The sequence below is a fragment of the Microvirga medicaginis genome (assembly GCF_052658925.1).
This window is the reverse complement of the sequence record NZ_JBQWEL010000009.1, coordinates 46,159-66,369: the sequence shown is the minus strand read 5'-3', so window position 1 is coordinate 66,369 and position 20,211 is coordinate 46,159. Positions and strand designations below refer to the sequence as shown.

18 protein-coding genes are annotated in these 20,211 nt (G+C 62.3%); 11 read left to right on the top strand and 7 right to left on the bottom strand.

Annotation, left to right across the window (positions count from 1 at the left end):
* Nucleotides 1-123: 123 nt before the first annotated feature.
* Both ACUXUR_RS13315 and ACUXUR_RS13310 read left to right on the top strand, forming a co-directional pair.
* Nucleotides 124-444, top strand: a complete 321-nt coding sequence (locus tag ACUXUR_RS13315) for a 2Fe-2S iron-sulfur cluster-binding protein (RefSeq protein ID WP_445502841.1) — start codon at nt 124-126, stop codon at nt 442-444.
* 16 nt (nt 445-460) lie between these two features.
* Nucleotides 461-886, top strand: coding sequence for a universal stress protein (locus ACUXUR_RS13310; RefSeq protein WP_445502840.1), 426 nt, complete (start codon nt 461-463; stop codon nt 884-886).
* Between the two features lie 60 nt (nt 887-946).
* On the opposite strand, the gene ACUXUR_RS13305 is transcribed toward ACUXUR_RS13310, so the two are convergent.
* From ACUXUR_RS13305 to ACUXUR_RS13285, 5 genes are all read right to left on the bottom strand, one after another.
* Nucleotides 947-1,243, bottom strand: a complete 297-nt coding sequence (locus ACUXUR_RS13305) for a hypothetical protein (RefSeq protein ID WP_445502839.1) — start codon at nt 1,241-1,243, stop codon at nt 947-949.
* Nucleotides 1,244-1,352: 109 nt separating this feature from the next.
* Complete coding sequence (locus ACUXUR_RS13300; RefSeq protein ID WP_445502838.1) at nt 1,353-1,913, bottom strand: hypothetical protein; 561 nt, start codon at nt 1,911-1,913, stop codon at nt 1,353-1,355.
* 136 nt (nt 1,914-2,049) lie between these two features.
* A complete protein-coding gene (locus ACUXUR_RS13295; RefSeq protein WP_445502837.1) occupies nt 2,050-3,225 on the bottom strand; it encodes a vWA domain-containing protein in 1,176 nt (391 codons plus the stop codon).
* A gap of 11 nt (nt 3,226-3,236) precedes the next feature.
* Nucleotides 3,237-5,027, bottom strand: a complete 1,791-nt coding sequence (locus ACUXUR_RS13290) for a cation:proton antiporter domain-containing protein (RefSeq protein WP_445502836.1) — start codon at nt 5,025-5,027, stop codon at nt 3,237-3,239.
* 129 nt (nt 5,028-5,156) lie between these two features.
* Complete coding sequence (locus tag ACUXUR_RS13285) at nt 5,157-6,443, bottom strand: cystathionine gamma-synthase family protein (RefSeq protein WP_445502835.1); 1,287 nt, start codon at nt 6,441-6,443, stop codon at nt 5,157-5,159.
* Nucleotides 6,444-6,645: 202 nt separating this feature from the next.
* On the opposite strand from ACUXUR_RS13285, the gene ACUXUR_RS13280 reads away from it, so the two are divergent.
* Together ACUXUR_RS13280 and ACUXUR_RS13275 are read left to right on the top strand one after the other, a co-directional pair.
* Entirely contained in the window at nt 6,646-7,494 is an 849-nt protein-coding gene (locus ACUXUR_RS13280) for an AAA family ATPase (RefSeq protein ID WP_445502834.1), read from the top strand.
* Complete coding sequence (locus ACUXUR_RS13275; protein ID WP_445502833.1) at nt 7,494-8,018, top strand: SixA phosphatase family protein; 525 nt, start codon at nt 7,494-7,496, stop codon at nt 8,016-8,018. Before ACUXUR_RS13280 ends, ACUXUR_RS13275 begins: the two co-directional genes overlap by 1 nt.
* Here ACUXUR_RS13275 and ACUXUR_RS13270 read toward each other — a convergent pair.
* On the bottom strand, nt 8,015-8,545 hold the full coding sequence (locus ACUXUR_RS13270) for a GNAT family N-acetyltransferase (RefSeq protein ID WP_445502832.1): 531 nt from the start codon (nt 8,543-8,545) through the stop codon (nt 8,015-8,017). The genes ACUXUR_RS13275 and ACUXUR_RS13270 overlap by 4 nt on opposite strands.
* A 159-nt stretch (nt 8,546-8,704) precedes the next feature.
* Here ACUXUR_RS13270 and ACUXUR_RS13265 point away from each other — a divergent pair, with 159 nt between their 5' ends.
* The 6 genes from ACUXUR_RS13265 to dksA all read left to right on the top strand — a co-directional run bounded on the left by ACUXUR_RS13265 (nt 8,705) and on the right by dksA (nt 15,805).
* Entirely contained in the window at nt 8,705-9,712 is a 1,008-nt protein-coding gene (locus tag ACUXUR_RS13265; protein ID WP_445502831.1) for a hypothetical protein, read from the top strand.
* A gap of 69 nt (nt 9,713-9,781) precedes the next feature.
* Complete coding sequence (locus ACUXUR_RS13260) at nt 9,782-9,985, top strand: hypothetical protein (protein WP_445502830.1); 204 nt, start codon at nt 9,782-9,784, stop codon at nt 9,983-9,985.
* A gap of 99 nt (nt 9,986-10,084) precedes the next feature.
* Nucleotides 10,085-12,664, top strand: coding sequence for a calcium-binding protein (locus ACUXUR_RS13255; RefSeq protein ID WP_445502829.1), 2,580 nt, complete (start codon nt 10,085-10,087; stop codon nt 12,662-12,664).
* Between the two features lie 126 nt (nt 12,665-12,790).
* Nucleotides 12,791-14,239 carry a YcjX family GTP-binding protein gene (locus tag ACUXUR_RS13250; RefSeq protein WP_445502828.1) on the top strand — a complete coding sequence of 483 codons (1,449 nt, stop codon included), beginning with the start codon at nt 12,791-12,793 and terminating at the stop codon, nt 14,237-14,239.
* Complete coding sequence (locus ACUXUR_RS13245; RefSeq protein WP_445502827.1) at nt 14,236-15,222, top strand: YcjF family protein; 987 nt, start codon at nt 14,236-14,238, stop codon at nt 15,220-15,222. The genes ACUXUR_RS13250 and ACUXUR_RS13245 overlap by 4 nt, the downstream gene beginning before the upstream one ends.
* A 163-nt stretch (nt 15,223-15,385) precedes the next feature.
* Nucleotides 15,386-15,805, top strand: a complete 420-nt coding sequence (gene dksA, locus ACUXUR_RS13240; protein WP_445502826.1) for an RNA polymerase-binding protein DksA — start codon at nt 15,386-15,388, stop codon at nt 15,803-15,805.
* A gap of 185 nt (nt 15,806-15,990) precedes the next feature.
* On the opposite strand, the gene ACUXUR_RS13235 is transcribed toward dksA, so the two are convergent.
* On the bottom strand, nt 15,991-17,214 hold the full coding sequence (locus tag ACUXUR_RS13235) for a hypothetical protein (RefSeq protein ID WP_445502825.1): 1,224 nt from the start codon (nt 17,212-17,214) through the stop codon (nt 15,991-15,993).
* Between the two features lie 387 nt (nt 17,215-17,601).
* On the opposite strand from ACUXUR_RS13235, the gene cckA reads away from it, so the two are divergent.
* Nucleotides 17,602-20,133 carry a cell cycle histidine kinase CckA gene (gene cckA, locus ACUXUR_RS13230; RefSeq protein ID WP_445502824.1) on the top strand — a complete coding sequence of 844 codons (2,532 nt, stop codon included), beginning with the start codon at nt 17,602-17,604 and terminating at the stop codon, nt 20,131-20,133.
* The last annotated feature ends 78 nt before the right edge of the window (nt 20,134-20,211 follow it).

Here is a 20,211-nt window from a genome sequence, read left to right as displayed (position 1 = left end):
GTTAACGGCTCAGTAACCTGCACTACCGGGGGAAATGCGGCGAAAAGACGGCAAGCCTCGCGCCCGTCTCTCGTCATCCGGCGCACCATGTCTTAAATATGCGCCGACACCAAGAGGTCTGCAATGATAAACATTACATTCATCGATGCCGAGGGAACGGCCCGGACAGTGGAGGCCGAGGAGGGCTCGACCGTCATGGAGACTGCCGTGCGCAACGGCATTCCCGGCATCGAGGCCGAATGCGGCGGCGCCTGTTCCTGTGCGACCTGCCATGTCTATGTCGATGAGGAATGGGAGGCCGTGACCGGCCAGCCGCAGCCTATGGAAGAGGATATGCTGGACTTCGCCTTCGACGTTCGCCCGAATTCGCGCCTGTCGTGCCAGATCCGGGTTCGCCCCGAAATGGACGGCCTCGTCGTTCACACTCCCATCCGCCAGGGCTGAGCCCGGAGGCTTAAAGATGTTCAAGACGATTCTCGTTCCCGTCGATCTCGGTGAAATCGGGGCGGCGCAGCCCGCTCTCGACAAGGCCGTGGAGCTTGCCACCGCCGCGGAGGGCGATATCCGCCTGATCTATGTGCGGGCCATCGTGCCCGTGACCTACATGGAGTTCATGCCTCCGGCCTTCGACCAGGAGCAGCAGGACGAGGCAGAGAAGAAGCTCGCCAAGCTCGCGGCCAGCATCAAGCTCCCGTCCGAGCAGGTTTCTGCCGTGGTGCGCCTCGGCTCCGTTTACAACGAGGTGCTGGACGAGGCCGAGAAGACGGGCGCTGACCTCGTCGTCATCGGCTCGCATCGCCCAAGCATGGCGACCTATCTGCTGGGCTCCAACGCCGCGACCATCGTGCGCCATGCCAAGTGCTCGGTGCTGGTGGTGCGGGCTTAAGAGCCTTCAGAAATTTGGCGCTCCCTGAGATCCCTCCAGGGAGCGCGCTACGAACGAAGTTTAGTACCGATAGCTCGATCGATAGCCGCCCCGGCACTTCACCTCTTCCTTGTACTCGCCGCTCTTCTCAAGCTTGCGCTCGTATTTGCAGCGGCCGTCATCATATTCTTCTTTGAAGGCCCTGCGTTCCCGGCGAGGGCGCTCGTAGCCGTAAGCGCGCGGACTGTCGTAGCTCTGGTAATATTCGCCTTTCCAGCGGCCCTTGCCGCTCTCGTCCTTATGCGGATCGGCGGAAGCGGCACCCGTCAGCAAACCGAGTGCCAAGGTGGTGGATATCCCAATTCCCAAGGCTTTCAATAAAAACTCCTGCAGCAGCTTCGTGACCCGACGTCATTCGACCAGTCGAGTTACAGTTTGGTCTGGTCCACCTGAACCGCAACCCAATCATCGAATGAGGATTGGAGCCTCAGGGCATCAAACTGTCGGGCAGGGTAGGGGGAGCAAAGGGATGTGGCTTGTTGAGCCGCACCATCGGCTCGATCTGCCAGACGCCGACGATTGCAAGCAGGGCGCCAATCAGGGCCACACCCGTTGAGCCCATCTGAAGAGCCTGCCAGATCAGGTAAGCCATCAGGAGAAGCGACAGGATCGCAATCGCCGTCGTCGAGAACCACAGCCACCAGGGCTTGCCGGCGATGAAGCGGGCTTCCGGATTGGCCTTCACGATCGCCTCGCACAGGCCTTGAGCGAAGGCCCGGTACTCCGTCGTCATCTCCTGCGCCTCGATGAGGCTCCGCCAGTTGAGCGAAGTGAAGGTGAAAGCCTTGCCGTCTTTCATCGTCACCTTCGTGCGGTAGGATTTCTGGCCGATGCGTCCCGGCTCATAAGTCATGCGCACGGTTTCGACCGCGCCGAGGCGGACTTCATGCACCTTGCGGCCGGAATCCACGATCAGCTGATCGCCCTTAATGGCAAAACTGATCGGCCCGCCCACGGGGCGGGGACTGTGGGTATAGGTTTGTGTCATGGGCTCCACAGCATCGGACTTAAAAGTGGTATCCGCTTTTAGGATTAATCCGATGCTTTCTCAATTGAGAGCATCGTTCGAGCGGAAAACCGGATCCACTTTTCGCTAGCGCGGCCCGCTGGGTCCGCACGATGCTCTAACGTACCAGTTCGCGCATGGCGTGGTCTATGCCCTCAAGGGTCAGCGGATGCATGCGCTCGGAAAAGAGTTGCCGCATGAGGGTGATGGACTGGGTGTATTTCCACTGCCGCTCAGGCACCGGGTTCAGCCAGACCGCCTTCGGGAAATGATCGAGAATGCGCCGGATCCAGACCCCGCCCGCCTCTTCGTTCCAATGCTCCACCGAGCCACCGGGATGGGTGATCTCGTAGGGGCTCATGGAAGCGTCGCCCACGAAGACCACGCGGTAATCGGATGGATAGGTGCGGATCACGTCGAGGGTCGGGATCTTCTCGTCGAAGCGGCGGCGGTTTTCCTTCCACAGATGCTCGTAGACGCAGTTGTGGAAGTAGAAATGCTCGAAATGCTTGAACTCGAGCCGCGCTGCCGAGAACAGTTCTTCCGCGGCTTGGATATGCCAATCCATCGAGCCGCCGACATCGAGAAAGAGGAGCACCTTCACCGCATTGCGGCGCTCAGGCCGCAGGCGCACATCGAGATAACCTTTGTGCGCGGTCTCGTGGATCGTCTCATCGAGATCGAGTTCTTCGGCTGAGCCCGTGCGCGCGAAACGCCGGAGGCGGCGCAGCGCGATGCGCATGTTGCGCACGCCCAGTTCGACGTTGTCGTCGAAATCCTTGAACTCGCGCTTGTCCCACACTTTCACCGCGCGGAAGTTGCGGTTCTTGTCCTGGCCGATGCGGATGCCTTCCGGATTGTAGCCATAGGCGCCGTAAGGCGAGGTGCCGGCGGTGCCGATCCATTTGTTGCCGCCTTGGTGGCGGCCTTTCTGCTCTTCGAGGCGTTTCTTCAGGTTCTCCCAGAGCTTGTCCCAGCCCATGGCCTCGATCTGCCGCTTTTCCTCCTCCGTCAGGTAGCGCTCGGCGAGCTTGCGCAGCCATTCCTCAGGGATCTCTTCCTGTCCGAAGGCCTGGCCCATGTTCTCCAGGCCTTTGAAGACATGGGCGAAGACCCGGTCGAATTTGTCGAAATGGCGCTCGTCCTTCACCAGACACGCGCGCGACAGATAGTAGAATTCCTCCACGCTCTTGTCGGCGAGATCCTGATCGAGCGCCTCCAGCAGGGAGAGATACTCCCTCAATGAGACGGGTACCTTGGCCGTACGCAGTTCCGTGAAGAAGGTGAGAAACATCGCGGCTGACCTCACTTGCCCACGGTGCGGCGTGCCCGAAACTCGGTTCGATCCGACTTCTTGTTGTTCTGCCTCAGGACCTCACGGAACTCGTCGCGCCGTTCATGGATCGAGGCGATCACGAGGCCCATGGGGACGCCGATGTCGGCGAGCACGGCCTCACTCAGTTGCAGCGAGGCCTCGATGGTTTCCGGCACTGCATCGTCGACGCCGAGATCGTAGAGCTGCGCCGCATGTTTGGCGTCGCGGGCGCGGGACACGATGGTGATGTCGGGCCGCTCCTGACGAGCCGCCGCCACCACCGCCTCAATGGCGCTTGGGGTATCGAGGGTGATGACGAGGGCTCGGGCCTGCTCGATGCCGCAGGCGCGCAGGAAGGCCGGGTAGGAGCCGTCACCGAAGAAGACGGGCTTTCCGGCTTTGCGCTCGCCGGCCACGAGACCTGGATCTGCATCGATGGCGAGATAGGGCACCTTGTGGCGCTGGAGCATGTCCCCAACGAGCTGACCGACGCGGCCATATCCGGCAACGATGACACGCCCCGGCTCCTCGGGGGGAGGCGGAACGGCAGCTTCCGGATCGATAGAGCGCGCTTTCTCAAGCTGACGGCTCAACTTTCGCCCAATCCGCGCCAGGAAGGGGATCGCCACCATGGTGAGCGTGGTCACGAGCAGCAGGTTCTGGCCGACCTCCGTCGGCACGAGCCCCGCGGCCATAGCGCCGCCGAGAATGACCAGTGCGAACTCGCCGCCTGGACCCAGCAGAAACCCGGTCTCGGCGGCTTCCGAGGCGGTGAGGCCGAAGGGGCGGCTGAGCCAGAAGATGATCACGCTCTTGATGGCAATCAGGAAGGTCGCCACGGCCAGGATCGTCACCGGTGCTTCGAGGAAGCGGAAGATATCGAGGCTCATGCCCACTGACACGAAGAACACGCCGAGCAAGAGGCCCTTGAAGGGCTGGATGGTGGTATCGACGGCGCGGCGATATTCCGTCTCGGACAGGAGAATGCCGGCAATGAAGGCGCCGAGCGCCATCGAGAGCCCGCTGATGGCGGCCATCAAGCTCGTCACCATCACCACGAGCAGGCAGGCTGCCATGAAGATCTCAGGGCTCTTGGTGGCGGAGACCATCTGAAAGAAGGGCCTGAGAACCACGCGGCCAACGCCGACGATAATCGCGAGTGCCAGGGCCGCCTGGAACAGCGCGGTTGCGAAGGACAGTATCGTCTCGTCGGGCTGGTGCGTGTCGAGAGCTGCGATGGTGAACAGGATCGGCGCTACTGCGAGATCCTGGAAGAGCAGGGCGGAGAAGCTCGTGCGCCCCGCCGTGGAGCTGAGGCGCTTTTGTTCAGCCAGAACGGGGATGACGATCGCGGTTGAGGAGAGCGCAAGCGCAATGCCGATGATCGCAGCTGCGGCAATCGAGTTCACGACCTTGAAGGCGAAGAGGCCCAAAGCAAGGGCGCATAAGAGCACCTGGAGCGTGCCGAAGCCGAACACCTGACGTCGCAGGGTGCGCAATCGTTGCCAGGACAGTTCGATGCCGATGGTAAAAAGCAGGAACACCACGCCGAACTCGGCAAGCCGTGAGGTGCCCTCGGGATTCGTGAAGGTGAGCCAGTCAACCCAAGGATAGTCGGGGATCAGCCGTCCAAGGCCATAGGGACCCAACAGCGCGCCGACAGCGAGAAAGCCCAGGACCGGGCTGACCTTGAGCCTGTGAAAGAGTGGGACGACGACGCCTGCCGTTGTCAGAAAAAGAATCGGCTCCTGATAAGCGTGCAGGTCGATCGAGGCGGTCATCTGTTCCTTCCGTTCGCGCGCATTGTGGGTCTACGGGGAACGGGAGTGCAAGGGGAAAGTCCGCTCAGGCTATCCCATGCGTCATCCCGGGGCCGCGTCAGCGGAACCCGGGATGGCGCTGTCTTCAGTTTAGCCGAGCGTGGCCAAAGCCTGCGCGAGGTCCGCCACCAGATCGTCCGGATGCTCGATGCCGATGGAGACGCGGATCGTGGCGTCGGTGACGCCGAGCCTGTCGCGGGTTTCCTTCGGCACGCCGGAATGGGTGGTGGAGGCCGGATGCGAGATGAGGGACTCCGTTCCCCCTAGGCTCACTGCCAGCTTGAAGACCTGGAGCGCGTTCAAGACCTTGAAGGCTTCCGCCTCACCGCCCTTCACGTCGAAGGAGAAGGTCGAGCCGGGGGCGTCGCTCTGGGCTTCGTACACCTGCTTGGCCCGCGAACCTTCCGGCAGATAGGCGAGGTGGTGCACTTTCACGACGCCTGGATGCTCGTGCAGGAACTTGGCCACGATCTCGGCATTACGGTTCGCCGCCGACATGCGAAGCGCAAGGGTTTCCAGCGAACGGCCGATCATCCAGCAGGAATGCGGATCGAGCTGGGTGCCGATGGCCGAGCGCAGCAGGCGCACGCTCTTCATGTGCTCCTTGGAGCCCAGCGCCGCGCCGGCGATCAGGTCCGAGTGCCCGCCCACATATTTCGTCAGCGAATAGACCGAGATGTCGGCTCCATGCTTCAGCGGCTTCTGGAAGAGGGGGCCGAGCAGGGTATTGTCGCAGACAATGATCGGACGCTGACCTTGAGCCTGGCCGATCTCATCCGCGATCGTGCGGATGAGGGCCACGTCCACCAAGGTGTTGAGCGGGTTCGAGGGCGTCTCGATCATGATGATCGCCACACGGCCCTTTCCTTGCGCTTCCTTCGCTGCCGCGCGGATGCCCGCCTCGTCTACGCCGTCGCCGAAGCCAACGGCCTGGATGCCGAAATTCGCGAGCGTCTTGGCAATCAGGGTCTCCGTACCGCCATAGAGGGGTTGCGAGTGGAGAATCACGTCGCCCGGACGGGCGAAGGCCAGGATCGTGGTGGCAATCGCCGACATGCCTGAGGAGAAAAGAAGACCCGATTCCGCCTCCTCGAAGATGGCGAGGCGGTCCTCCACGATTTCCGCATTCGGGTGGTTGAAGCGGGAATAGACGAGGCCTGCGGCTTCACCTTTGGGCGGCTCCTTGCGGCCGGCCACGTAATCGAAGAATTCCTTGCCGTGCTCGGCGCTGGTGAACACGAAGGTCGAGGTCAGGAAGACCGGCGGCTTCACGGCGCCTTCCGACAGGGTCGGGTCGTAGCCGTAACCCAGCATGAGGGTTTCGGGCTTCAGCTTGTGATTGCCGATGCGGTCCTTGTGATAACGATTATAAGCCATTGGCTTTTGTCCTCCCGAGTTTGTCATTGGCTTACATGATGAGAGCGGTTGCCGAAAGGTGGCGACACGACTTAGCGCATCGTGCGACCCTTCGAGTCCCACGATGCGCCGTTTAAAAAGGGAGCATCGGCTTGATCCCAAAAGTGGTTTCCACTTTTGAGGCCGATGCTCTAGGGTTTGATCGCGAAAGGGAATGGTGGGGATGGCGCGTTTTACCGGAACTGATACCTATGTGGCGACCGAAGACCTGACGGTGGCTGTCAATGCGGCGATCACCCTGGAGCGCCCGCTGCTCGTGAAGGGAGAGCCCGGCACCGGCAAATCCGTGCTTGCGGAGGAAATCGCCCGCTCCTTGAACGCGCCGCTCTTCACCTGGCACATCAAGTCCACCACCAAGGCTCAACAGGGGCTGTATGAATACGATGCGGTCTCACGGCTGCGGGACAGCCAGCTCGGCGACAGCCGAGTTTCGGATATCCGCAACTACATCAAGCGCGGCAAGCTGTGGGAGGCTTTTCAGTCCGATACCCGTCCCGTTCTGCTGATCGACGAGATCGACAAGGCGGATATCGAGTTCCCGAACGACCTCCTGCTCGAGCTCGATCGCATGGAGTTCTTCGTCTACGAAACGGGCGAGACGATCAGGGCCAGGCAGCGCCCCATCGTCATCATCACGTCGAACAACGAGAAGGAACTGCCGGACGCGTTCCTGCGCCGCTGCTTCTTCCACTACATCAAGTTCCCTGATGCCGAGACCATGGCACGCATCGTCGAGGTGCATTACCCCGGCATCAAGCACCGGCTCGTGGAAGAGGCGTTGAAAATCTTCTTCGATGTGCGCGAAGTTCCCGGCCTCCGGAAAAAGCCCTCGACCTCTGAGCTGCTCGACTGGCTGAAACTCCTGCTCTCCGAAGATATCGGCCCCGAGCAACTGCGCGAGCGCGACACCCGCAAGCTCATACCGCCCTTGCACGGTGCGCTCCTCAAGAACGAGCAGGATGTGAGCCTGTTTGAGAAGCTGGCCTTCATCGCCAGGAGGGAGGGGCGCTGATGCTCCGCCTGCTTCTTCTCCGTCATGCCAAGGCCGCCTGGCCCGCCGGGGTTCTCGATGTCGACCGTCCTCTCGCCAAGCGCGGGCATGAGGCGTCCGTGCTGATGGGCAAGTACATCAGGCGTGAATGCCTCGCGCCGGATCTCGCACTCGTCTCCTCCGCACGCCGCACGCAGGAGACCTGGGAGCTCATTCACCCGATCATCGGCGATGTGGAGAGCCGAAGCGACGGACGCATCTACGAGGCTCCCGTCTCACGCCTTCTGACTGTCCTGCACGAGGTGGAAGCTGAGGCCCGCACGGTTCTGATGATCGGCCACAATCCCGGCTTCGAGGATCTCGCGAGCTTCCTGATCGGCGAGGGCGACATGGACGGCATCCTGCGCCTCGGTCGCAAGTATCCGACAGCCGGTCTCGCCGTCATCGACTTCCCGGTCGAGAGCTGGGCTCACGTGAAGCGCAAGTCCGGCCGGCTGGAGCGCTTCGTGACGCCGAAATCCATCGGGGCTGACGAAGACGATTAGGAGCTTTGCTCGCCGGATTGCGAGAAGTCGATGAACAGCAATTCCTCGTCGTAGAAAACCTCGCCGACGCGCAGGGCCTTGCGTTCGATGCCATAGGGTTTGAAGCCATGGGCATGATAGGTTCGCCGCGCGCTCTCGTTCGTGAGGCCCACCGCCGCTTCGAGCATGATCACATGCTGCGACGCATGCTCGATCACGTGCTGGACGAGCCTTTTTCCCAGGCCGTGGCCTCGCCAGTCCGCCTGCACGTAGACGCCCCACATCAGGCCCTTATGGGCGGCCTTCCGCCGGTCGTAAACCGCAAAGCCCGCCATACCCACGAGGCTTTCGCCTGCGAAGGCTCCGAAGATCGCGTTCGGACCCGAAGGAGGAATACGGGAACGGATCGTCTCAAGGGGAAGCGGTGCTTCCTCTTCATAGCTGGAGCCGAAAGCCTCCGGGTTGGTGGCGAGGGCTTCGAGCCTCAGGTCGCGGAAGGCTTGGGCGTCCGAGGGCTCCAGAGAACGGATCAGAATGCCGGCTGTCATGGGGTCTGATGCATGTGAGGGCAGGTCATTCGTGTAATGTACCGGGCAAACGGTCAAGATCGGCGATCGTTTGCTGTGACGGCTTGAACATATCGCCCCCGCCATCGTTTCTCCCGAAAGATCTTCAAAGCTTTAGGCGGTCGCGGGGACCCTCTACACATGCTGCTTCAGACGCTTCTTGCGCTTGGGTTCGCCGGGCGCGCTTTGTTTCCCGGCTTGGCTGATCTCCCGATCGGGGCGCAGGCGCTGCAGGTGCGCTATGAGCCGCAGAGCCGTGAGGTTACGAATTGGCGCTCGGAAGCCATCGATGCGCTTGAGCCGAAGATGGTGGTCACATTGGCTGCTCTCTTCAAGGCCGAGCGCCCCTTCGTCACCCGCTGCGTGAAGCTCAACAATTACTGGTGCATCAAGAGCGCCCGCTGGAATGGAGAGCTCGCCACCGATAGCGAAGGTCATGTGGGTTTTGCCTCCGCGGATCACGGAGCCGATGCCGCCGCCCTGCTGCTCAGACGCTATTATCTCGATTTCCAACGCAAATCCGCCCTCGACATCGTGCGGCGCTGGGCTCCTGCCGAGTGCGGTATGGTCACCGGCATCGGCGGCATGGCGGTGCTCGCGGTCAGGGGAATCGGCGGCACGGTGCGCGCGCAATACCTCGCCTCCCGCCGCAAGGGGCGTGTGGTGCGCTATACCGCAAAGAGCGGTTCCGGCGGCGAGCCGGGCCGGGTGTCCATGGTCATTCCTCTGACACCGAAGACGCCTCAATACCGGGTCCCAAGCATCGCAGTGGGGATGGGCGAGAAGCCGAAGGCTCCGGACCCGCGGCCTCTCGTGATCCAGCGGTCCAAGCCCAAGCGCGAACCTGTGACGACGGCCTCGACCGCTCTCAAGACAAAAGTTGCCTCGGTCTGCGCTCCCGACGAACAGCGCCTGCGCAATTATGCCAGCCGCATGGTCGAGGGCTTAGGCCTTGGGCCGAATGACGATCTCAAGCTCTTCTCTGCGGAGGGCAGGCCCTTGCCGAACCTTGCCCGCGTGATGCTGGCGATGTCGTCCTTCGAGTTGGGAGCGCTGCGGGCGAGCCCCGATCTGGTCGAGGCCGCCATCGAGCGGGCCAGCGCCAAGATCGAGGCCAGCATCAAGACGGACCGGCCTCGGGAACAGTGAGCCTGCCTTGCGCGATAGGACTTCAAGCCCTGCCTTTCAGCTTGGCTTGAGAGAATTAGGTTCATCTGGGTGTCCGTCATCACCGATCTTGCCTCCCGCGCCGGGTCTGCTGCGCAATCGCTCTGGGAGGCCTCCGGCCAACTGATCCAGCCTTCCCTCCGTCTCGGCGTCATCGGCTTCTCCGTCGAGAGCTGGGCCCACGTGAGGCGCAAGTCCGGTCAGCTAGAGCGCTTCCTGACGCCGAAATCGGTGGGAGTAGGCGAGGATGATTAGGACCAAGTTGGGTAGGCCCGCCCGGAGCCGGTTGCTCCCCGGCTTGAGATTCTCCAATCGTGCGTTATGTATTAACGTAACAATGATATGGAGTTCTCTATGGCGATCTACGACGCGCAGACCAATACCTACACGCTGGAGAGCGAAGTGAGCTTCAGTTTGCAGCCGGCGGATGGCGATGCCAACGTGATCGGTAATGCTCTGGAGAACATGATTACGGGAAACGACGCCAACAATCGCCTCGTCGGGTCCGATGGGGACGATACCCTCGACGGAGGCAGCGCTGGCACGGACACCCTAGTCGGCGGCCTGGGGCACGACATTTATATTCTGCACGGCGATGACGATGTCATCGAGGGCGAGGTCGAGAACGGCGGGATCGACACCATCGTGACGGACACGTCTATCGATCTGTCCGGCATTCCAAGCTACGCCTTCATTGAGATTGTGACGCTCACGGGCACCGCGGGTATCGGCGCAACCGGCAATGGGCTCGACAATTTCATTACCGGGAATTCGGGTTCGAACTTTCTGGATGGCGGCATTGGCCACGACACTCTCGACGGCGGCGCGGGGAATGATTTCATGGTCGGCGGTCTTGGCGACGATACTTTCATCGTGGATAGTGGACAGGACCGTATCTCCGAGATGCTGGATCAGGGATACGACACGGTTTTTGCTTCCGTATCCTTCGATCTCAGCATCGCGCTGAACGGCGGGTTGGAGGTTGAGGAACTCCATCTGACGGAACCTCAAGAGGAAGAGGAAACGGTGCCGTCAATTGACATTGACGGCACCGGAAACGCTCTCGACAACATCATCGTCGGCAACAGCGGCGCCAATCATCTATGGGGTCTGGATGGCGACGACACCCTCGATGGCGGCGCGGAAGCCGACACTCTCGTGGGTGGAGATGGCGACGATACGTATATGATCGACAGCACCGCTGACGTGATTACGGAGGAGACCGACAAAGGCAACGACACAGTGATCGTCAGTCATCGGTTGAATTATGTTTTAGGCGCAAATCTAGAGAACGTCGTTCTGATGCTTGCCGGTGCTGCGACGGGCAACGGACTCGATAACAGCCTCATTGGCAGCAATGGTAACGACGTCCTTGATGGTGGTCAGGGTAACGACACCCTCGATGGCGGCGCGGGAACCGATAACCTGATAGGGAGTGTGGGCGACGACGATTATTACGTCGACCAACTCGACATCATCACCGAAGGAGCTAGCGAGGGCACGAGAGACAGAGCCTTCACGGCGACAGGCTTCAGTCTCGCGAGGCAGGGCGGGCTCTACGTTGAGGAGCTGCACCTGACCGGCACGGACAATATCATCGGCATCGGCAGTGACATCGCCAACAAGCTCTTCGGCAACAGTGGCAACAATATCCTCGAAGGCCTGGACGGCAACGACACTATCAAGGGCGGCGATGGAAGCGATGTATTGAGAGGCGGTGCAGGAGTCGACGATCTTTGGGGGGAGGGTGGCGACGATACCTACACCGTCGATGGTGATGGCGATGTCCTGCACGAAAACGATGGCGAAGGCACAGATACTGTCCAAGCCAGCGTCGATTACACGCTTGCTACCAATTTAGAAAACCTCACTCTGACGGGCTCTGCAAGCAGGGGGACCGGCAACGCGCACAACAATGTCATTCGCGGCAACGGCGGCAACAACACGCTGATCGGTCTCGGTGGCGATGACTCGCTGCATGGTGGCGCGGGCGCCGACCGGATGGAGGGCGGAGCCGGTAGCGATCTTTACTGGGTCGACAATCCGGGCGATGTGGTCGTGGAAGCCGCCGACACCGGCTTCGATCGAGTGCTCGCCTCGATCAACTACACTCTCGGCGCAAACGTCGAATATCTCGCCCTCGAGGGCGCCGGCAATTTCGTCGGCTCTGGTAACGCTCTCGACAATATTATGTACGGCAATGCGGGCGCGAACATCCTCGATGGCGGGGCTGGGCGCGATCAGCTCGACGGCGGTGAGGGGAACGACAAACTGCTTGGCGGTGCCGGCGACGACACGATCAACGACTGGCGTGGCAACGACGTGATCGACGGCGGCGCGGGCAGGGATGATCTGCGCGGCGGCGTTGGTAACGACATTTATTATGTCGACGCGCTCGATACGGTGACGGAGCTTGCAGGACAGGGCACGGACAAGGTTATAGCCTCGGCGAGCTTTGCCCTCGGATCCGCGGAGGTCGAGTATCTGCTCGCGAAGGCCGGGGCCACGAAGATCAACCTGACTGGAAGCGATGTGGCGAATAGGATCACCGGCAATAGCGGCATGAACGTGATTGCCGGAAAGGGGGGCAACGACATTCTCACCGGTGGCAAAGGCAAGGACCGCTTCGTCTTCAACACTAAGGCCGATGTCAAGCTGAACATGGACAGGATCCTGGACTTCAAGGCTGCGGAAGACACGATCGCGCTGGAGAACGCGATCTTCACCAAGCTCGGAAAGAAAACCGGTATCCTCAACACCTCCATGTTCCACGTCGGCAGGAAGGCGCACGATAAGACTGATCGGGTCATCTACGACAAGGTAGCCGGCGCCCTCTATTACGACGCCGACGGCACGGGCAAGACCAAGGCAATCAAATTCGCGACCGTGACAAAGGGCATCTTTCTCGACCACAACGACTTCCTGGTGATCTGATCTCGGCTTTGGCGAATCGGCCTGACGGGGCGGCAGCGCCTCGGCCGGGCTTGCGGACCGGGAACCGGAGCCCCATCTTCCCGTTCACAAGCAAGCTTGGCATCACTTGGAAGCAGACGGAGCCCCGTGTCGCTGATCACCGATTTCGCCTCCCGCGCCGGGTCTGCTGCGCAATCGCTCTGGGAGGCCTCCGGCCAACTGATCCAGCCCTCCCTCCGTCTCGGCGTCACGGGGCTGGCCCGCTCCGGCAAGACCGTATTCACCACCGCCCTGGTCCATCATCTGACGCGCGGCACGAACCTGCCCGCCTTCAGGGCCTCCGCCGAGGGGCGGATTCGCCGCGCGCAGCTCAGCCCTCAGCCCGACGACGCGGTGCCGCGCTTCCCGTTCGAAGAGCATATGGCGGCCCTCACGCAGGATCGTCGCTGGCCGCAATCCACGAGTCGGATCAGCGAGTTGCGGGTGGATGTTGACTATGAACGCAAGGGGGGGTGGCGGCCGGGGCCGGCATCACTTGCCCTCGACATCGTGGATTATCCCGGCGAGTGGCTGCTGGATCTGGCGCTGCTCGATGCTGCTTACCCCGAATGGTCCCGTCAGACGATCGAAGCCAGCCGACGCCGCGACCGGGCGGCGGTGGCAGGCCCATGGCACGAGATCCTCAAGACACTCGACCCGGCTGGGCCGGCCGACGAGATGCTGGCCTCCAAGGCGAGCGAGGTCTTCAAGGATTACCTCATGGCTCTCCGGGCGGGCACTGAGGCCGTGGCGACGACACCTCCGGGGCGTTTCCTCATGCCCGGCGATCTCGCTGGCTCCCCGGCGCTCACCTTCGCGCCACTCGATCTGCCGAGCGGTCAGCCTGTCGCTCCCGGCAGCTTCGCCGCCCTCATGGAACGCCGCTTCGAGGCCTACAAGACCCATGTGGTCCGCCCCTTCTTTCGCGACCATTTCCAGAGGATCGACAGGCAGATCGTGCTGGTGGACGTACTCGCCGCCATCGATGCCGGACCTGCGGCTCTGGCCGAGTTGGAGGAGGCGCTCGATCAAGTGCTCATGGCGTTCCGGACCGGGCGCAACACGCTGCTCTCCCGCCTGTTCTCACCTCGGGCCGACCGGGTGCTGTTCGCAGCCACCAAGGCTGACCATATCCATCATACGGATCACGACCGTCTCGACGCTGTCCTCCGCCATCTCGTGAACCGCGCCTCGCGTCGCACGGAGGCTGCGGGCGCGCGGGTCGGCACCGTGGCGCTGGCTTCCATGCGCGCGACCAGAGAGACGACCATCCGCGAGGGGCGCGAGACCCTGCGGGCCGTCGCCGGCATTCCCGAGGTCGGCGAGCGGGTGGGGGATGAGATTTTCGATGGCGAGACGGAAGCTGCGATCTTTCCGGGCGAACTGCCGGAATCGGCAGAAGCTATCTTCCACGGTGCCATCGAGCCCGGCTCCTTCCGCTTCCCCCGCTTCAGGCCCCCCAGGCTGCCGGTTGATGCGGCGGGCCGCATGGCCAAGATGCCTCACATCCGTCTCGACCGTGCCCTTGAATTCCTGCTGGGGGACCGTTTCGCATGAGCCGCCAACCTCGCGCCTTTCGCCTCGACGATCCCAATGTGACCGGCGGTTCGATCCAGGTCACGGAGGAGCCCTTCGACGCCATCGAGGCGGCGGACGGTGTCGTCGTCCCCATGGGCGACCGGCGACGCGCGCCTTGGGTGAGTATTCTGGTCTCGGCACTCTCGGGCCTTCTGCTGCTGGGGTTGGGCCTCGCCCTCGAAAATCTGGTCGTCGATCTCTATGCCGTGGCTCCCTGGCTCGGCTGGGTGGCCTTGGCTCTTGCCGTTATCGCGGTCATCGCCTTCCTCGCTATCATTGGGCGGGAAGCTTTAGGGATCTGGCGGGAGCAGAAGATCGAGAAGCTGCGTGAATCCGCGGTCGATGCTCTGGCGGTAAAGGACCATAAGGCCGCCAAGGGCATCGTGGCCGATCTCATGAGCCTCTACGGCGGCAGAAGCAGCGCGGCCCAGGGAAGTGCCAGGCTCAAGGCCCTGACAGATGAAATCATCGACGCTGATGACCGTCTCGCCATCGCCGAACGTGAACTGCTGGCTCCGCTCGATGCCCAGGCCAAGCGCGCGATTGCTGCCGCCGCCAAGCAGGTCTCCCTGGTGACGGCTGTGAGCCCGCGCGCCATCGTGGACGTCGCCTTCGTGATCTTCTCCGCAATCCGCCTGTTGCGGACCCTGGCGCGAATTTACGGCGGCAGGCCGGGCCTCTTCGGTTTCTTGCGGCTCGCTAAAGCGGCCCTCAATCACCTGGCCGTCACCGGTGGCGTGGCCGTGGGCGACAGCCTCATGCAGCAGGTTTTGGGGCTGGGTTTGGCGGCTCGGATCTCGGCGAAACTGGGGGAAGGCGTTCTGAACGGCCTCATGACGGCCCGATTCGGGCTTGCCGCGCTTTCCGTCTGCCGCCCGTTGCCCTTCATCCGCGAGGAGCCGCCGAGGATCGGGGACGTGGCCGGGGAACTGATCAGCCGCGCCGAAGCCGCCGCCTCCTAGCCGGTGCGGCAAATCGTTCAGTTTCAGGTCTTTGCCCGTATTCTAGGCATTTCAAGGGGGCAAAGGAAATAATTAGACAAATCGATGACGCTGAAGAGCGTTGTCGCGGAACTTGCTTCCCTATATAGGGGCCCCACAGTTCATTGGGGAACAATGGCCGAACATGACAGACATCGTTATTGATGAGGGTTATCGACCGACAGAAGACGAGCCCTTCATGAATGAACGGCAGAGGGAGTATTTCCGGCGCAAGCTGATCCGCTGGAAGAACGATATCCTCAAAGAGGCTCAGGAAACTCTCGCCACCTTGCAGAGCGAGAACGAGAATCATCCTGACCTGGCGGACCGCGCCTCTTCTGAAACGGATCGTGCAATCGAGCTTCGCGCCCGCGATCGCCAGCGCAAGCTGATCGCCAAGATCGATGCGGCTCTCGCCCGGATCGAAGACGGCTCCTACGGCTACTGCGAGGAAACCGGCGATCCGATTTCTCTCAAGCGCCTCGAGGCTCGCCCCATCGCGACCCTTTCGCTGGAAGCCCAGGAGCGTCACGAGCGCAACGAGCGGGTTTACCGGGACGATTAGCATCGGACGAGAAAAGTGGTTTCCACTTTCGGGATCCCTCCGATGCTCATTCCCTTTCATGGGCGCATCGTTCGGGGCGGAAAACCGGGTCCACTTTTCCGCACGATGCGCTGCCCCCTCTCATTCATTCCTGCACAAACAAAAAGGGCCCCGGTGACGGGGCCCTTTTCATTAGTTTTGGGTGCTTAGCCCTTCTTGCCGGTATCCAGCGGACGTCCGAGAAGGCGGGCGAATTCAGCCTCGATATCCTCTACGGAGAAGGGATCGGACTCCTTCTGCAGAGCGGGAGCGGGCTTAGGCTGCTGTGGAGGCAGCGGCGACGGAGCGGGGCGGACCGGCTCGGCCGCCGGGCGCGGCGGCTCAGGCTCCGGAGCGGGAGCAGGCTCCTCGGCGAGATCCTCGTGATCCTCGTCGCGGTAGGCCACGGGCGCCGCCTCGGTGTGCCCGGTTTCAAGCAGGTCGTCCTCGTCAGCCACATCCTCTTCGCGCGGCTCATGGGCCGGGGCAGGAGCAGGGGCGACCGACGCGGCGGGACGCTTCAGGGCTTCCTCGAGCTGCTTGGCCATGTTGGAGAGGACTGCAGCATCAGGCACAGCCTTGGCGGCGGGGGGCACCGGCTTCTCGGCAGGTGCAGCCTGGAAGGGACGGACGGGCTCTGCCTGCGGGGCAGGAGCGGGTGGAGTCGGAGCCGTCGGCGTCGGACGCGACTGGAACGGCGGCGGGGTGAATGTCGGACGCGGCTCAGGGCGCTCCACCGGCGCGGGAGCCACAGGAGCAGCCGGAGTGCTCGGGAAAGGAGCTGCCGTCCGGGCTTCGGCCCGCAGGCCCTGTACGACCGGAGTGGCCGTCACCGACACGACATCGGGCTTCAGCATGGGCTCGGCATGCGCCGGAACAGGAGCGCTGACGGAGGCAACCGCCGAAAGCTCCTGGTCCACATCGGATTCCTCAGATGGACGACGCACGAAGGTGCCGAGCTGGGCCGCAAGCTGAGCCTCAATGGAAGGACGTCCGTTGGCCTCGACCGGCAAGGGGCGCTGAACCTGATCCAGGGCGGGCTCGATGCGCTCAGGACCCGCCTCGTTGGCCGCAGCCGGAATCCGGGCTCCGGCCACGCGCACGATATTGGTCTCGATGACCACATCGTTAGGGCCGCCGATCAGGAGAAGGTGCTCGACATTGTCGCGGCGCAGCAGAAGAAGCTGTCGTTGCCGGTCAAGGTCGTAAACGTCGACAATGCCAAGCCGGGGCTGACGGCTGCGGGACCGGTCGCTGCCCGGCATCATGAGGCGAGCGCCCGTCAACTTGCGCAGGACCAGGCCGAACAGGGCAACCAGAGCCAGAATGATCGCGAATGCGATCACGAAGAGGACTGCTCGCGACGCTTCGATACCAAAAAGAGATGACACGATGAACTCTCAAGCCTTGTGGGGGCCTTTGACAGGCCAGTTCTGTGTTGGTTGTACCACATTGACCGTCAAAGCCAGCCGCAAGGTTAACAGATGGTTAACGGCACAATCTATGCCTTGCGGCATATGGGGTTCAGAGGAATCCCTGCAATCCGTAAGGGAAGGTGAAGAGCCCTCAAGCACGCAAAATGTGGCTAGCGCGGGGCAGGCTGAGAACTCTTCCCTGGAAAAACCTTTGGTTACAGGCCTCTTGCGCAATCTCTTGATGCCGCCTTAGAGGTCGATCAATAAATTCCCTGTAGGACGATCCGAAGTTCAAGCGGTTGGATGCAAGGTTCCGCATCCGGTGCCACCGTACATCCGCCTTCCTGAAGGATAGAGAAGTTCATGGCTCACCAAGGCGACATGCCAAAGAGCTCGACCATCGACCGCTCCGACCGTCCCGGCCATTTCGGATGGGTCCTGCTGCTGGCTGCCCTTTTGGCCGGTGCGGTCATGAGCCTTCGCTACCTCGGTAGCGAGCAGGCGCAGCCTCTGATCCTGGGGCTGCTCGCCTTCTTCGCGATGGCAGGTGTGTTCTTCCTCTTCGCCTGGGCCATCGGTGTCATCCAGTTTGCCGGCCAGACCATTCGCAACGACATCACCAAGCTCATGGCCGATACGGCGGGCGAGGGGCTGGCCGTGATCGATGACGATGGCCGCATCATCTATGCCAACGAGGCCTATCTCTCCTTTGCTCGCTCGGACGGGGACGAGGTTCGCCCCGTCGAGCGTCTGTTCATGGGCGCTCCGGAAGTCTCCGAGGCGATCTACCGCCTGGCCCAGGCTGCCCGCGAACACCGGACCGGCACGGAGGAGATTCGCCTGTCGCCGTCCCTCGAGGGAACGCAGGAATTTGGCTGGTACCGCGTCCGCGTCCGTCCCATGCCGCGTTCAGGCAGCCGGAATGTGACTCTCTGGAGCATTGCCGATATCACCCATGAGCGGGAGCGTCAGGAAAACGTCTTCCAGGAGCTTCAGCACGCCATCGACTATCTCGATCATGCGCCGGCGGGTTTCCTTTCCATCGATCCCGACGGCTCGATCGTTTATCTCAATGCTACGCTCGCCACCTGGCTCGACTACGATCTCGCCCAGGTCGGCTCGGGCGGCCTCAATCTCGCCGATATCGTGCCGCGCAACGTGGTGGCGATGATGACTTCGTTCACGGGCGACCCGGGAACCGTGCGCACCGAGACCTTCGACCTCGATCTTCGCCGCCGCAACGGTCAGTTCCTGCCGGTGCGTCTCTACCATCATATCGCCTTCGGCCAGGACGGCCGGATGGGCGCCTCCCGGACGCTTGTCATCAATCGCTCGCCGGGTGTCGAGGTGGATGAGGGTCAGCGGGCCGCCGAGGTGCGCTTCGTTCGCTTCTTCAACAACACGCCGATTGCGATTGCGACCGTGAACCGGGCAGGCCGGATCGTCCATGCGAATGCGCCGTTCTCCAAGCTCTTCGGCACCCTGCCGCGGACGGGCGAGAGCGGGGGGGACGGGCCCTCCATCTTCGAGAGCTTCCGTGAAAGCGGTCCGCTTGAGGCAGCGCTTAAGGCCGTGGCCGAGAACCGGGGCGATATCGCGCCGCTCGAACTCCAGACGGTGGGCGAGAACGGCAGTTCCGTCCGCGTGTGGGTGACGCCGGCAGGCGATACGGGTGCGGATGGTGAGACGGCAATCCTCTATGCCCTCGACACCACGGATTTCCGCAAAGTCGAGGAGCAACTCGCCCAATCCCAGAAGATGAACGCGGTCGGCCAGCTCGCCGGGGGCGTGGCGCACGACTTCAACAACGTGCTCCAAGCAATCATCGGCTACAGCGATCTGCTGCTCGCCAACCACCGGCCGACCGATCCGTCCTTCCAGGACATCATGCAGATCAAGCAGAATGCGAACCGGGCCGCGAGCCTGGTGCGCCAGCTGCTCGCCTTCTCCCGCCGCCAGACCTTGCGGCCGGAGGTGCTCAATCTCAACGACCGGCTCTATGACCTCTCCATGCTCCTCAAGCGCCTGCTCGGCGAGCGGGTGGAGCTGGACCTCAGCCATGGCCGCGACCTGTGGTTCGTGAAGGCGGACGTGAACCAGTTCGAGCAGGTGGTGGTGAACCTCGCCGTGAACGCGCGCGATGCCATGCCCGACGGCGGCAAGCTCGCGATCCGCACGGCCAATGTCTCGGCCCAGGAGGCGGCGCGCCTCAATGTGAGTGCCATGCCGCCCGCCGATTACGTGCTGGTGGAGGTCTCCGATACCGGCATCGGCATGACGTCTGAGGTGCTCGACAAGATCTTCGAACCCTTCTTCACCACGAAGGAGGTGGGCAAGGGCACGGGCCTCGGCCTTTCCACGGTGTTCGGCATCGTGAAGCAGTCGGGCGGCTATATCGACGTGAATTCGAAGCCCGGACAAGGCACGACCTTCAGCATCTACCTGCCGCGCCACATTCCCGACATTCAGGAGGCGCCCGAGGAAGCCAAGGCCGATGCGCCCAAGAAGCCCGCCGCCGACATGACGGGACAGGGAACCATCCTCCTGGTGGAAGACGAGGACCCGGTCCGCGCCGTGAACGCAAGGGCGCTCTCTGCACGCGGCTACACGGTGCTGGAGGCGGCCTCCGGCATCGAGGCCCTGGAGATCATCCAGGAGCGCGGCGCGCCCGTGGACCTCGTGGTCTCGGACGTGGTGATGCCGGAGATGGACGGCCCGACGCTGCTGGGCGAGCTGCGCAAGCTCTATCCCGACCTCAAGGTGATCTTCGTCTCCGGCTATGCGGAAGAGGCCTTCCGCAAGAACCTGCCCGAAGGCGAGGATTTCAACTTCCTGCCCAAGCCCTTCAGCCTGCGTCAGCTTGTGGAGACGGTGAAGCAGGTGATCGGGCGATAAGTAACTGTAAAAAGACAAGTTTTTGCCTGCTGCATCATGGCCGCCGGCGGGCTTGTGAATAATTCAAAGAGAACAAAA

Bases quoted from the DNA above. Each gene is read 5' to 3' on its own strand.
- ACUXUR_RS13270 (WP_445502832.1), bottom strand. From the start codon at position 8,545: ATGACAGCCGGCATTCTGATCCGTTCTCTGGAGCCCTCGGACGCCCAA.
- ACUXUR_RS13310 (WP_445502840.1), top strand. From the start codon at position 461: ATGTTCAAGACGATTCTCGTTCCCGTCGATCTCGGTGAAATCGGGGCG.
- ACUXUR_RS13315 (WP_445502841.1), top strand. From the start codon at position 124: ATGATAAACATTACATTCATCGATGCCGAGGGAACGGCCCGGACAGTG.
- ACUXUR_RS13275 (WP_445502833.1), top strand. From the start codon at position 7,494: ATGCTCCGCCTGCTTCTTCTCCGTCATGCCAAGGCCGCCTGGCCCGCC.
- ACUXUR_RS13285 (WP_445502835.1), bottom strand. From the start codon at position 6,443: ATGGCTTATAATCGTTATCACAAGGACCGCATCGGCAATCACAAGCTG.
- ACUXUR_RS13265 (WP_445502831.1), top strand. From the start codon at position 8,705: ATGCTGCTTCAGACGCTTCTTGCGCTTGGGTTCGCCGGGCGCGCTTTG.
- ACUXUR_RS13300 (WP_445502838.1), bottom strand. From the start codon at position 1,913: ATGACACAAACCTATACCCACAGTCCCCGCCCCGTGGGCGGGCCGATC.
- ACUXUR_RS13295 (WP_445502837.1), bottom strand. From the start codon at position 3,225: ATGTTTCTCACCTTCTTCACGGAACTGCGTACGGCCAAGGTACCCGTC.
- cckA (WP_445502824.1), top strand. From the start codon at position 17,602: ATGGCTCACCAAGGCGACATGCCAAAGAGCTCGACCATCGACCGCTCC.
- ACUXUR_RS13280 (WP_445502834.1), top strand. From the start codon at position 6,646: ATGGCGCGTTTTACCGGAACTGATACCTATGTGGCGACCGAAGACCTG.
- ACUXUR_RS13245 (WP_445502827.1), top strand. From the start codon at position 14,236: ATGAGCCGCCAACCTCGCGCCTTTCGCCTCGACGATCCCAATGTGACC.
- ACUXUR_RS13290 (WP_445502836.1), bottom strand. From the start codon at position 5,027: ATGACCGCCTCGATCGACCTGCACGCTTATCAGGAGCCGATTCTTTTT.
- dksA (WP_445502826.1), top strand. From the start codon at position 15,386: ATGACAGACATCGTTATTGATGAGGGTTATCGACCGACAGAAGACGAG.
- ACUXUR_RS13255 (WP_445502829.1), top strand. From the start codon at position 10,085: ATGGCGATCTACGACGCGCAGACCAATACCTACACGCTGGAGAGCGAA.